A 12,761-nucleotide genomic window follows, 5' to 3' on the forward strand; every position below is an offset into this window, starting at 1 on the left:
ATCCGATTATTTCGCCCCCGCCCTGCCCGTTCAGGTCGGCGTTACCGTTCGAGGATTAGCAGATGAAGTTCGAAGGCACCCAGGCCTACGTCGCCACCGATGACCTGAAGCTGGCGGTCAACGCCGCCATCACCCTGGAGCGGCCGCTGCTGGTCAAGGGCGAACCGGGTACCGGCAAGACCATGCTCGCCGAGCAACTGGCCGAATCGTTCGGCGCCAAGCTGATCACCTGGCACATCAAGTCCACCACCAAGGCCCATCAGGGCCTGTACGAGTACGATGCGGTCAGCCGTTTGCGTGACTCGCAACTGGGCAATGAAAAAGTCCACGACGTGCGCAACTACCTGAAGAAGGGCAAGCTTTGGGAGGCGTTCGAGTCCGAAGAACGCGTCATCCTGCTGATCGACGAAATCGACAAGGCCGACATCGAGTTTCCCAACGACCTGCTGCAAGAACTCGACAAGATGGAGTTCTACGTTTACGAGATCGACGAGACCATCAAGGCCAAGAAGCGTCCGATCATCATCATTACCTCCAACAACGAGAAAGAGCTGCCGGACGCGTTCCTGCGCCGCTGCTTCTTCCACTACATCGCCTTCCCCGACCGCACCACCCTGCAGAAAATCGTCGATGTTCACTACCCGGACATCAAAAAGGACCTGGTCAGCGAAGCGCTGGACGTGTTCTTCGACGTGCGCAAGGTGCCGGGCCTGAAGAAGAAGCCATCGACCTCGGAACTGGTGGACTGGCTGAAACTGCTGATGGCCGACAACATCGGCGAAGCGGTGCTGCGCGAACGCGATCCGACCAAAGCCATCCCGCCGCTGGCCGGTGCGCTGGTGAAGAACGAACAGGACGTGCAACTGCTTGAGCGCCTGGCGTTCATGAGCCGTCGCGGCACCCGCTAAGAGGCTGATGCCATGTTGCTCAACCTGTTCAATGAAATGCGTGCAGCCAAGGTGCCGGTGTCGGTGCGCGAGCTGCTCGACCTGATCAACGCGCTGAAACAGCGTGTGACCTTCGCCGACATGGACGAGTTTTACTACTTGTCGCGGGCGATCCTGGTGAAGGACGAACGGCATTTCGACAAGTTCGACCGTGCGTTCGGCGCCTACTTCAATGGCCTGGAAAAGCTCGACGATCACTTGCAGGCGCTGATCCCTGAAGACTGGCTGCGCAAGGAGTTCGAGCGCTCGCTGAGCGACGAGGAACGTGCGCAGATCCAGTCCCTCGGCGGTCTGGACAAGCTGATCGAAGAGTTCAAGAAACGCCTGGAAGAACAGAAGGAACGTCACGCCGGCGGCAACAAATGGATCGGCACCGGCGGCACCAGCCCGTTCGGCTCCGGCGGTTTCAACCCGGAAGGCATCCGGGTCGGCGATGCTGGCAAGCGCCAGGGCAAAGCGGTGAAAGTCTGGGATCAGCGCGAGTACAAGAACCTCGACGACTCGGTGGAACTGGGCACCCGCAACATCAAGGTCGCCCTGCGCCGCCTGCGCAAATTCGCGCGTCAGGGCGCGGCGGAAGAGCTGGACATCGACGGCACCATCGACCACACCGCCAAGGATGCCGGGCTGCTGAACATCCAGATGCGCCCGGAACGGCGCAACACGGTGAAACTGTTGCTGCTGTTCGACATCGGCGGCTCGATGGACGCCCACGTGAAGATCTGCGAGGAACTGTTCTCGGCCTGCAAGACCGAGTTCAAGCATCTGGAGTACTTCTACTTCCACAACTTCATTTATGAATCGGTGTGGAAGAACAACATGCGCCGCACTTCCGAGCGCACGTCGACCCAGGACCTGCTGCACAAGTACGGCGCCGACTACAAAGTGATCTTCATCGGTGACGCCGCGATGGCGCCCTATGAAATCACCCAGGCCGGCGGCAGCGTCGAGCACTGGAACGAAGAGCCGGGTTACGTGTGGATGCAGCGCTTCATGGAGAAGTACAAGAAGCTTATCTGGATCAATCCGTACCCGAAGGACACTTGGGGCTACACCTCGTCGACCAATATCGTGCGGGATCTGATCGAGGATCAGATGTATCCGTTGACGTTGCGCGGGCTGGAAGAAGGGATGCGGTTTCTGTCCAAGTAAGCGGATGGTTCCCATGTCGAGGCGTCGAACCGTCTGCGTGGGAACGATCAAACGCAGACGCGTTCGACGCGGGAACGATCAAGTAAAGCGCTTTAGATATTCGACGTGTTCCCGGTGTGCCACATCCTGTACCACCGGGCGCAATCTGACCTTCGCCCCCGGCAGACACTGTGCCAAGCGGGCCAGCGCCAACGGCGTCAATGCTCCCAATCGTGGATAGCCGCCAATGGTCTGCCGATCATTGAGCAAAACGATCGGCTGCCCGTCCGGCGGCACCTGCACCGCGCCCAGCGGAATGCCCTCGGAAATCATCGGCTGGCCTTGATACTGCAACGCCGTGCCCAGCATGCGAATGCCCATGCGATCGGCGCGACTGTCCAGCGTCCAGGCACTGTTGAATGCATCGAACAGGCTCTGCCCGCTGAACTGACCGATCTGCGCGCCGAGCACCAGATCGAGCGGCGCGTCGAGACGCAGGTCCGGTCGATGCTCCGCCGGGACCTCACGCACCAATAGGGTTTCGCCCTGATAACTCAGCGAAGCGCCCTTGGCCAATGGCAAGCCAAAACCATCGAGACCGCCGAGTTCCTCACGTACCACCGTGGCACTGCTGCCCAGCACTTTCGGCGCACTGAAACCGCCGGGCGCCGCCAGATAGGCCCGCGCCCCCTGCAACGGCTGGGTGAACTTCAAGGTCTGCCCTTTGCGCAGTTTGAAACTGCGCCACGGCGCCAGCGCTTCACCGTCGATCTGCGCGCCAAGATCGGCGCCGGCCAATGCCAGCAAGCAATCTTCTTCAGCCACCACCGTAAACCCGCCGAGGGTGATTTCGATCACCGGCAAGTCCAGGCCATTGCCCAGCAGCCAGTTGGCCCAGGCCATCGACCGCCAGTCCGCCGCACCGCCCTGGGTCACGCCCAGATGGCGTACGCCAAACCGTCCGGCATCCTGCAACAGGCACAACGGCGTGCTCGCTTCAATCGTCAGTCGGCTCATGCCAGGGCCTCCAGAGGCGTGTCGTCACCGCCCAGACGGATGAATTCGGCATGGCTCACCGCTTCGAAACGCACGGTATCGCCGGGCTGCATGAGGCTGTAGCCATCGCGTTCACGGTCGAACAGTTTTGCCGGCGTGCGACCGATCAGATTCCAGCCACCGGGAGACACCACCGGATACGCCGCTGTCTGCCGCTCGGCGATGCCGACGCTGCCGGCGGCGACTTTCTTGCGTGGGGTATTCAGACGCGGTGCTGCCAGGACTTCTTCCACCAGCCCCATGAAGGCAAACCCCGGTGCGAATCCCAGCGCGAACACCTGATACTCGCGAGCGCTGTGGAGGCGGATCACTTCTTCCACCGCCAAACCGCTGCGTTGCGACAGCAGGCTCAATTCCGGGCCGACGCTCAGGTCGTACCACACCGGCAACACATGACACTGGCCACCGGTTCGCGCATTTGGCGACAGGTCGATCAGCGCTTCGGCGATCAGTTCCCGGGCCTGACCCGGATTCAATTCGGTCAGGTCGTAATGCACCATCAACGTGGTGTACGACGGCACCAGATCGATCAGATGTGCGCCGAACACCGTGCGCAACCGCTCACTGGCGGCGAGCATCCACGGCATGTTGGCTTCGGCGATTTCATCGAACAGGCGCAGCATCAGGCAATCCAGCGCTACCACTTCCACCCGCGGATTCATGGCGCGCTCTGCTCGTTCAGGGCCTGACGAATGCGTTGCACGGCGGCCACTGAACTGGCGTTGTCACCGTGCACGCACAGCGTGTTGGCTTGCAGGTGCAGCGCGCTGCCGTCGCTGGCGGTGAGGTTGTCGCCACGAGCGATGGTCAGCGCTTGCGCGATGATGGTTTCGGAATCGTGATGCACCGCGCCCGGCAGTTGTCGCGAAACCAGTCTGCCAGCGCTGTCATAGGCGCGGTCGGCGAAGGCTTCGAACCACAGGGTCACGCCGTATTCGTCGCCAAGCTGTTGCGCGGCCGTATTGTCGCGGGTGGCCATCAGCATCAGTGGCAAGCTGCGATCGTAAGCCGCGACGGCCTGAATCACCGCCCGCAACTGCGCCGGGTTGGCCATCATGTCGTTGTACATCGCGCCGTGGGGTTTGACGTAACTGACTTTGCCACCCTGGGCACGGCAAATGCCGTCGAGGGCGCCGATCTGGTAATGCAGGATGTCTTGCAGTTCCTGGGCGGTGTAAGCCATGGAACGTCGGCCGAACCCCACAAGATCCTGATAGGCCGGATGCGCGCCGATCTGCACACCGTGGCTCAGGGCCAGGCTGACGGTCTTGCGCATGATGCTCGGGTCGCCGGCGTGAAAACCGCAGGCAATGTTGGCGCAATCGATGAAGGGCATGACTTCCGCGTCCAGACCCATGGTCCAGCTGCCGAAGCTCTCGCCGATGTCACAGTTCAATAGCAGGCGGCTCACGGTGAACACTCCTGTAGCTTTTGTCTTTTTTTATCGTAGGGCGTTGTCGCAGGTTATCAGTTACTGCGCGTCCAGTTGTTTGCCACGGGTTTCCGGCAGGCTCAACGCCGCGAGGATCACCACCCCGTAGGACACCGCCGCAAAGGCACCGATGCCTACGCTCAGCGGCACTTTCTGGCTGAGCAGCCCGATCAGCAGCGGGAACAATGCCGCCAGCGCCCGGCCAATGTTGTAGCAGAAGCCCTGCCCCGAGCCGCGAATCCGGGTTGGAAACAGTTCGGTGAGAAACGCGCCCATGCCACTGAAAATCCCCGACGCAAAGAAGCCCAGCGGGAAGCCCAGCCACAACATCACGCCGTTGCTGACCGGCAATTGGGTGTAGAGCAGAACGATGGTGAACGAGCCGACCGCGAACAGGATGAAGTTCTTCTTGCGGCCCAACAGGTCGGTCAAATAGGCGCTGATCACATAACCGACGTAGGAACCGATGATCACCATCGCCAGATAGCCGCCGGTGCCGAGTACGCTCAAGCCGCGTTCGTTCTTCAGAAACGTCGGCAGCCAAGAGGTGATCGCGTAGTAACCGCCGAGGGCGCCGGTGGTCAGCAACGAGGCGCGGATCGTGGTGAAGAGCATGCCGGGGGCGAAGATCTCGTAGAACTTCGAAGGGCTTTGCGGGGTTTGTCTGGCCTTGGCTTCGCGGTAAATCTCCGGATCTTTCACCAGACGGCGGACGAAAATCACGAACACCGCCGGCACGATGCCAAGGATGAACAGTGCGCGCCAGGCGTCTTCCGGTGGCAGCACCGAGAACAGCAGCGCATACAGAATCGCTGTCAGGCCCCAACCCAAGGCCCAGCCGGATTGCACCATGCCCACCGCCTTGCCGCGGTCCTTGGCCCGGATCACTTCACCGATCAGCACCGCACCGGCGGTCCATTCACCGCCGAAACCGAAGCCCATCAAGGTGCGGGCGATCAACAGCTGTTCGTAGTTCTGGGCGAAGCCGCAAAGGAAAGTGAAGAATGCAAACCACAGCACCGTCAGTTGCAGGGTACGCACGCGGCCGATGCGGTCGGAGAGAATTCCCGCCACCCAACCGCCGATGGCCGACGCGATCAGGGTGCTGGTATGAATCAGGCCGGCTTCGCCGGTGGTGATGCCCCACATCGCGATCAGGGTTGGCACCACGAAGCTGAGCATCTGGGTGTCCATGCCGTCCAGACCGTAGCCGATCTTGCAGCTCCAGAAGGTCCGGCGCTCCTGCTGATTGATGTTGCGATACCAGTCGAATGGGCCGGGACGGGCCGCAGTCTTGGGGAGGTCGAGGGTGTCGGGCGCACTCATGGCATGTCTCCGCAGGCTTTATTGGTCTTGTTCGAAGCTCCGACGACGCCTATCGTGGGAACCGGATGCGTCGATTCTTGGGTGCGTCACCCGGTCGCGTCCAACGAATAAAAACCTGCCCAAGACATAAGAAAAATTTGTTGCCATGAACCTGAAGTTTCTCGAAACCTTCGTCTGGGTCGCCCGGCTGAAAAGTTTTCGCCTGACCGCCGACAAGCTGTTCACCACCCAGGCCTCGATCTCCAGCCGGATCGCGGTGCTCGAAGGTGAGCTCGGGGTGAAGCTGTTCCTGCGTGATTCACGCGGCGTCAGCCTGACGCCCGAAGGTTTGAAAGTGCTGGACTATGCCGAGCAGATGCTCGACACGATGCAGGCGCTGAAGCAGTCGATCGAGACCCGATCGAGCAAGGTCGGCCGAGTGCGCATCGGAGTGATGGACACGGTGATTCACACCTGGCTCAGCCCGTTGGTGGCGCAAATGACCGATCTGTATCCACGGGTGGAAATCGAGCTGGTGGCGGATACCTCGCTGAACCTCTGCGATCAGCTGCAAAAAGGCTTTCTCGATCTGATCCTGCAAACCGATCTGGTGCGCCAGGAAAGCGTGCGCAGCCTCGAACTGGCCAGCCACCCCATCGGCTGGATCGTCGCCAGCCATTCGATCTACAACCGCGACTACCAAAGCCTCGCCGACCTGGCGCAGGAGCGGATCATCACTTACTCGAAAAACTCCCGGCCGCACCAGGACATCCTGGCGCTGATGCAGGCCCAGGGCGTGCTGGCGCCAAGGTTGAATTGTGTGAATTCGGTGTCGGCGATCACCCGGCTGTTGCGCGACGGCTTCGGCATTGGCGCGTTGCCGCCGGTGCTGGTGGCCGAGGAACTGGCGCGGGGGGAATTGACTTTGCTCGACATCGAACAGCGTCCACCGAACCTGCAAGTCGTGGTGTCATGGCGGGTCGGTGTGGAATGGGTCGAGGAGATTGTGATGCTGTGTCAGCAGGTGCTTGAGGGGTATGCGCGCAAGGTGGGCAAGGATTACATCGCTTTAAGTTGATCGTTCCCACGCTCTGCGTGGGAATGCAGCCCGGGACGCTCCGCGTCCCTCGCAAGCCGAACGCGGAGCGTCCGTTGAGGCATTCCCACGCAGACGGTTCGACGCCTCGACGTGGGAACGATCTTCATAAGGCTCAGAGCCCGCGCACATCCCGGTCTTCGATCGGCCGGCTCTGGCGCAGGCGCTTGCCGCCCAGCACCACCCAGTCGATCAGACGGAACAGGCATTCAAGACCGAACGACAGCAGCAGCGCGCCGCTCATCCCCCAGATCATCGCTTCAGGCGTCAGCAGGATCTGGTAGCTGTAGCCATTCCAGGTTTCCTTGCGGATGTCCGGGTCGGCGGCCAGCACCACTTGCAGGAAGCGGATGTACCACGGGCCTTGCATCGCCTGGAATTGCTTGTCCAGCGCCAGCTGACGGTTGAGCAAGGTGCTCAGGCTGTCGGCATCACTGCGAAACACCGGATCTTCGCTGGCACGGTAATGGGCGACCAGCGCCTGGATATCACCCTTGAAAAACTGCTCGGCGGTACCCTGGAAGCCGCGCAGACCGGTCTGCGCCTCGATCAGGTGCGCTTCGACCCGCTTGGCGTAATCGTTGATGAAGCCCGGCACCTGGACACCGATCAACAGGCCCGCCGCAAACAACACCAGCCGTAGATAACTGAGCAACATGGGGGTGCAATCCTTATTCGGTCGTGCCTTGGCTGACGCATTCGCCGCGTCGCCACAGGCTCCATTGGCCCGGTTCGTAGCGGGTCCAGGTTTCGTTTTCAGTCAAAGGTTCGGTGGCAATCACCGTGACCACGTCATTGGGCGTGGTTTCGGCCTGGAAATCGACGATCACATCAACGTCCTTGAGCCGCGCCGGGCCAAACGGTGCGCGTCGGGTGATCTGCGCCAGTTTGGTCGAGCAATAGCAGAACAGCCAGTCGCCGTCGCTGAGCAGGCAGTTGAACACGCCTTTGCTGCGATATTCGGCGCAGGCTGCGACCAGATCCGGCAGCAGCACTTCTATATCGACCGGTTCCGGAAACGCTGCACGTACACGGTTGAGCAAATCGCAGAACGCCGCTTCGCTGTCGGTATCGCCGACCGGGCGGTAGAAACTTTTGATCGGCGAGAAGTCGGCGAGCTGGCCGTTGTGCGCAAAGCACCAGTTGCGCCCCCACAGTTCGCGGACGAACGGGTGGGTGTTGGACAGGCAGACCTTGCCGACGTTGGCCTGGCGGATATGACCGATGACCACTTCGCTCTTGATCGGATAGCGCTGCACCAGATTGGCGACTTCCGACTCGCTGCTGGCCGCCGGGTCCTGGAACAGGCGCAAGCCGCGCCCTTCATAAAAACCGATGCCCCAGCCGTCGCGGTGCGGACCGGTGCGACCACCGCGCTGCATCAGCCCGGTGAAGCTGAACACGATGTCGGTCGGCACGTTGGCACTCATGCCCAGTAATTCACACATGTGCGGACTCTCGTGATTACAGACGCGGCTCGACCCGCATGCGCTGCGGATTGCTCGGCACCGGCGGGCGACCGTAGCGGTCATCGCCGGCACCGCCGAACGGTTGATCGGCGTCACGCTCGTCATCGGCACGGGCCGCTGCGCGGGCGGCTTCAGCCTGTTCCTTGCGGGCCTTGGAGGCGCGCTCGATCGGCAGGCGGATCAGCACGAAAATCAGGTACAGGCCGAACGCGATCATGGCGTACATGAGCAATTCGGAAATCGCGCGCCAGGCGTTGTTGCCGACCTTGAACGCCAGATCCAGCGCGGTGATGGCGATGGCCGGGGCGAATTTTTCCTTCACCGGGTCAATGATGGTCGGGCTGAACAGCAACACCGCCATCAATACACGCAGCGGCTCGCGCAGCCAGCGCCACATCCAGCGGGTCATGCGCATCCACACCAGCAGGCAGCCCACGGCGGCAAAGGCGTAAAGGCCCCAGGCGATCAGATAGTCGTTCTCGGTCATGGTGTCCATGGCAAGGCAGGCAAAGAGGCGCTTATAGTAACGACTTTTCGCACGTCAGGCTTCCCCGCCGTCCGTGCGGCCCTTATTTGTCATGTCCGAGAGCTTTCCATGCCCGTATCCGCCAACGTCAGCAGCGCCCCGATTGCCCACAAGGCCGCCGGCCACGACCCGTACGCCTGGCTGCAGGAACGCGACACCGACGCGGTGCTCGACTACCTCAAGGCTGAAAACGACTATCAGCAGGCGCAGACCGCCGATCAGGCCGAACTGCGCGAAAACCTGTTCGAAGAGATCAAGGGCCGGATCCTCGAAACCGACCTGTCCCTGCCGTCGCCATGGGGCCCGTACCTGTATTACACCCGCACCACAGCGGGTGACGAATACGCCCGCCACTACCGCTGCCCGCGCCCGGCCGACGACAGCCTGACCCTCGACGAAAGCCGCGAACAACTGCTGCTCGACCCGAACGCCCTGGCCAACGGCGGCTTTTTCTCCCTCGGCGCGTTCAGCATCAGCCCGGATCACCAGCGCCTGGCCTACAGCGTCGATGCCTCGGGCGACGAGATTTACACGTTGTTCGTGAAGGAGTTATCCAGCGAACGCGTCAGCGAACTGGAATTCCAGGACTGCGACGGCAGCATGACCTGGGCCAACGACAGCCTCACGCTGTTCTTCGGCGTACTCGACGACACCCATCGTCCGCACAAACTGTTCCGCTATCGTCTGGACGGCACCGCCGCCGAAGAGGTCTTCCACGAGCCGGACGGGCGTTTCTTCCTGCATTGCTACCGCGCCAGCTCCGAGCAGCAATTGCTGTTGTCCCTGGGCAGCAAGACCACCAGCGAAGTCTGGGCGCTGGACGCCAATCAGCCGCAGCAGCCGTTTACTTGCCTGGCACCACGGGTCGAGGATCATGAGTACGACGTCGACCACGGCAAGCTCGATGGCGAATGGACCTGGTTTATCCGCACCAACCGCGACGGCATCAACTTCGCCCTGTATCAGGCGCCGGACACCGGCATCGCACCGAGCGAAGACGACTGGCAGAACCTGATCCCTCATAGCGATTCGGTGATGCTCGATGGCGTGACCCTCAACGCCGAAGCCCTGACCCTGAGCCTGCGCGAAGGTGGCCTGCCGATCATCGAAGTTCGCCCACACGGCCTGGCGCCTTATCGCGTGCAATTGCCGGACGCGGCCTACAGCCTCTACGTGCAAAACAGCCTTGAATTCGAAAGCGACCGCATCCGCCTGCGCTATGAAGCGCTGAATCGTCCGGCTCAGGTTCGGCAACTGATCCTCGCCACCGGCGAACAGACCGTCCTCAAGGAAACCCCGGTGCTCGGCCCGTTCGACGCCGACGCCTACGTCAGTCAGCGCCTGTGGGCGACCGCACCGGACGGCACCCAGGTGCCGATCAGTCTGGTGATGAAACGGGAAATGGTCGGCAAAGCGGTGCCGCTGTACCTGTACGGTTACGGCGCCTACGGTTCGAGCCTCGACCCGTGGTTCTCCCACGCCCGCCTGAGCCTGCTGGATCGCGGCATGGCGTTCGCCATCGCCCACGTGCGCGGCGGCGGTGAGCTGGGCGAAGCCTGGTACCGCGCCGGCAAACAGGAGCACAAGCACAACACCTTCAGCGACTTCATTGCCTGCGCCGAATTCCTGATCCTCAACGGCATCACTACCGCGCCACAGCTGGCGATCAGTGGTGGCAGCGCCGGTGGCTTGCTGATCGGCGCGGTGCTCAACCAGCGTCCGGATCTGTTTGGTGTGGCGATTGCCGAAGTGCCGTTCGTCGACGTGCTCAACACCATGCTCGACCCGGATCTGCCGCTGACCGTCACTGAATACGACGAGTGGGGCAATCCCGAAGAGCCGGAGGCCTACGAGCGGATCAAGGCCTATGCGCCATACGAAAACGTCACTGCACAGGCGTATCCCGCAACACTGGTGATCGCCGGCTACAACGACAGTCGCGTGCAATATTGGGAAGCGGCCAAGTGGGTGGCGAAATTGCGCGCGACCAAGACCGATGACAATCCATTGCTGCTCAAGACCGAACTGGGCGCCGGCCACGGCGGCATGAGCGGGCGTTATCAGGGATTACGTGACGTAGCGCTCGAATATGCATTTGTTTTCAAGGTTCTGGGCATTGCCTGAGGAACTCCGCCGGTCAGTCAGGTCTTAATTCCGGGCACCGGGAGCCGATAAGCAGATCGGCCCCCGGTGGCGAGCCTGCCACCCGACACAACAAAAAGACCGCACGACATGTCAGAACCCACTCTACTGAACAATGAAATCCGCGACTGGCTGATGGACTGCGGCCTGTTCGATCAATTGCAACTGGCGGATTTTGCCGCCGCTTCGGGCTACTTCAGCATCAGCACCGTGGCTGAAGGCGAAGCGATCTTTCGCGAAGGTGATGCCGGCAGTTTCATGTGCATCATCCACACCGGCCAGGTGGCCGTGCAGAAAACCGGTGGCGACGGCCAGGTCGTGACCATGGCCACCCTGCGTAGCGGTCGGGCGTTCGGCGAAATGGCCGTGCTCGACGGCGAACGCCGCTCGGCAACATGCGTCGCGGCGAGCAACTGTCAGTTGCTCAACCTCGGCAAGGATTCGCTGGAAAAAATGCTCAACGACGCGCCGAAGATCGCCGCCAAGATCATCCGCGCCCTCGCCGTCTCCCTCTCCAAACGCCTGCGCATGGCCGACGGCCAGCTCGCCGCCCAGCAGATCTAGCCCCCCGGGGATTTGGGTTTGCTGTCGTTCTGTTCCAGGCCCGGCAATGGCTGATCCTTGGTCGGCGGGCTGGGCATTTCGATCGGCACCAGCGGCGGGCCGCCACTGCCGGGGCCGGCCTTGGGAATCGGCACCGGGCTGATCTGCGGATACGGGGTCGGCGTCGCCGTACCGGGCGAACCCGGTTGCGGTGTCGGGCTGACGGGAATCGTCTGTTGCGCCTGTACGGCAGTTATCGAGAGCGCGGCCAGGGTAATGACCGTTAGAATGGTGCGCTTCATCAAGGGCTCCGTTGGCCTGAAGTCTGCCTTCAGGCTACTCCCAACGCGCCGGCTTGCCTTCCCCCCTGTAGAGATTTCCATGAAACGTTTCGTTCTGCTCGACACCACGCCGATCCCTGACAACGGTGGCGCCCTGTGCCTGTTCGAGTATGGCGAGGACTTCGTCATCAAGATCCAGGGCGGCGACGGCGGCCAATTGATGAACACCCGCATGCACGGTTCCGAAGACGCGCTGGCCGAGATTCCGTGCCGCAAGGTCGCCGGCCGGCCGAACTCGCGGGTGCTGATCGGCGGTCTGGGCATGGGCTTCACCCTCGCCTCCGCGCTCAAGCATCTGGACAAGAGCGCCGAAGTGGTGGTCGCCGAACTGGTGCCCGGCGTGGTCGAGTGGAACCGCGGCCCGCTCGGTGAAAAGTCCGGACGCCCGCTGCTCGATCCGCGCACGGTGATTCGCCAGGAAGACGTGGCCAAGGTGCTGCAAAGCGAGCCCCACGGCTTCGACGCGATCATGCTCGATGTCGACAACGGCCCCGAAGGCCTGACCCAGAAAGCCAACAGCTGGCTGTATTCCGCCGCAGGCCTTGCCGCGTGCGCCAAGGCGATGCGGCCCAAAGGCGTGCTGGCGGTGTGGTCGGCCAGCGCCGACCGGCAGTTTTCCGACAAATTGAAGAAGGCCGGTTTCAAGGCCGAGGAAGTCCAGGTCTTCGCCCACGGCAACAAGGGCACGCGCCACACGATCTGGATTGCCGAGAAGCTCAAGGGCTGAGCTAAACTTGCCTCATAACCGTCATTAGTCTTTCTACAAAGGTGAA

Annotated in this window: 14 protein-coding genes; 6 read left to right on the plus strand and 8 right to left on the minus strand. The window is 61.9% G+C overall.

What is annotated here, in order from left to right; translation table 11 throughout:
• The first annotated feature begins 62 nt into the window (after window positions 1–62).
• Both GQX66_RS19320 and GQX66_RS19325 read left to right on the plus strand, forming a co-directional pair.
• Complete coding sequence (locus GQX66_RS19320) at window positions 63–908, plus strand: MoxR family ATPase (RefSeq protein ID WP_007911294.1); 846 nt, start codon at window positions 63–65, stop codon at window positions 906–908.
• Between the two features lie 12 nt (window positions 909–920).
• Window positions 921–2,099 (plus strand): VWA domain-containing protein, encoded by a 1,179-nt coding sequence (locus GQX66_RS19325; RefSeq protein WP_016771218.1) that lies wholly within the window; start codon window positions 921–923, stop codon window positions 2,097–2,099.
• Window positions 2,100–2,177: 78 nt separating this feature from the next.
• Here the strand turns inward: GQX66_RS19325 and GQX66_RS19330 are convergent, their stop codons facing one another.
• Genes GQX66_RS19330 through GQX66_RS19345 form a run of 4 tightly spaced genes read right to left on the minus strand, consistent with a single transcriptional unit; the run spans window position 2,178 to window position 5,892 of the window.
• A complete protein-coding gene (locus GQX66_RS19330; RefSeq protein WP_134022983.1) occupies window positions 2,178–3,095 on the minus strand; it encodes a biotin-dependent carboxyltransferase family protein in 918 nt (305 codons plus the stop codon).
• Window positions 3,092–3,796, minus strand: coding sequence for a 5-oxoprolinase subunit PxpB (gene pxpB / locus GQX66_RS19335; protein ID WP_085747198.1), 705 nt, complete (start codon window positions 3,794–3,796; stop codon window positions 3,092–3,094). The genes GQX66_RS19330 and pxpB overlap by 4 nt, the downstream gene beginning before the upstream one ends.
• Complete coding sequence (locus tag GQX66_RS19340) at window positions 3,793–4,545, minus strand: 5-oxoprolinase subunit PxpA (RefSeq protein ID WP_085747199.1); 753 nt, start codon at window positions 4,543–4,545, stop codon at window positions 3,793–3,795. Before GQX66_RS19340 ends, pxpB begins: the two co-directional genes overlap by 4 nt.
• 60 nt (window positions 4,546–4,605) lie before the next feature.
• Window positions 4,606–5,892 carry an MFS transporter gene (locus tag GQX66_RS19345; RefSeq protein WP_085747200.1) on the minus strand — a complete coding sequence of 429 codons (1,287 nt, stop codon included), beginning with the start codon at window positions 5,890–5,892 and terminating at the stop codon, window positions 4,606–4,608.
• A 145-nt stretch (window positions 5,893–6,037) separates the two neighbouring features.
• Between GQX66_RS19345 and GQX66_RS19350 the strand changes: the two genes are divergently transcribed.
• On the plus strand, window positions 6,038–6,949 hold the full coding sequence (locus GQX66_RS19350) for a LysR family transcriptional regulator (RefSeq protein ID WP_129972841.1): 912 nt from the start codon (window positions 6,038–6,040) through the stop codon (window positions 6,947–6,949).
• Between the two features lie 133 nt (window positions 6,950–7,082).
• Here the strand turns inward: GQX66_RS19350 and GQX66_RS19355 are convergent, their stop codons facing one another.
• The 3 genes from GQX66_RS19355 to GQX66_RS19365 are packed head-to-tail and all read right to left on the minus strand — an operon-like array spanning window position 7,083 to window position 8,932.
• Complete coding sequence (locus GQX66_RS19355; protein ID WP_007956487.1) at window positions 7,083–7,625, minus strand: DUF2937 family protein; 543 nt, start codon at window positions 7,623–7,625, stop codon at window positions 7,083–7,085.
• Between the two features lie 13 nt (window positions 7,626–7,638).
• Window positions 7,639–8,415 carry a class II glutamine amidotransferase gene (locus GQX66_RS19360; protein ID WP_007956486.1) on the minus strand — a complete coding sequence of 259 codons (777 nt, stop codon included), beginning with the start codon at window positions 8,413–8,415 and terminating at the stop codon, window positions 7,639–7,641.
• Window positions 8,416–8,431: 16 nt separating this feature from the next.
• Window positions 8,432–8,932 carry a hypothetical protein gene (locus tag GQX66_RS19365; protein WP_007956485.1) on the minus strand — a complete coding sequence of 167 codons (501 nt, stop codon included), beginning with the start codon at window positions 8,930–8,932 and terminating at the stop codon, window positions 8,432–8,434.
• A gap of 99 nt (window positions 8,933–9,031) precedes the next feature.
• On the opposite strand from GQX66_RS19365, the gene GQX66_RS19370 reads away from it, so the two are divergent.
• A complete protein-coding gene (locus GQX66_RS19370) occupies window positions 9,032–11,086 on the plus strand; it encodes a S9 family peptidase (RefSeq protein ID WP_240870547.1) in 2,055 nt (684 codons plus the stop codon).
• 108 nt (window positions 11,087–11,194) lie between these two features.
• The gene (locus GQX66_RS19375; RefSeq protein WP_007956482.1) at window positions 11,195–11,668 is read left to right on the plus strand and encodes a cyclic nucleotide-binding domain-containing protein; all 474 of its coding nucleotides are present in this window, start codon (window positions 11,195–11,197) and stop codon (window positions 11,666–11,668) included.
• Here the strand turns inward: GQX66_RS19375 and GQX66_RS19380 are convergent.
• Complete coding sequence (locus GQX66_RS19380) at window positions 11,665–11,949, minus strand: hypothetical protein (RefSeq protein WP_039772629.1); 285 nt, start codon at window positions 11,947–11,949, stop codon at window positions 11,665–11,667. The two genes, GQX66_RS19375 and GQX66_RS19380, sit on opposite strands and share 4 nt — an antisense overlap.
• 79 nt (window positions 11,950–12,028) lie before the next feature.
• Between GQX66_RS19380 and GQX66_RS19385 the strand changes: the two genes are divergently transcribed.
• Window positions 12,029–12,715, plus strand: coding sequence for a hypothetical protein (locus tag GQX66_RS19385; RefSeq protein ID WP_240870549.1), 687 nt, complete (start codon window positions 12,029–12,031; stop codon window positions 12,713–12,715).
• Window positions 12,716–12,761: the final 46 nt, after the last annotated feature.

The sequence above is a fragment of the Pseudomonas sp. B707 genome, assembly GCF_022496685.1.
Lineage (GTDB): Bacteria > Pseudomonadota > Gammaproteobacteria > Pseudomonadales > Pseudomonadaceae > Aquipseudomonas > Aquipseudomonas paraglycinae.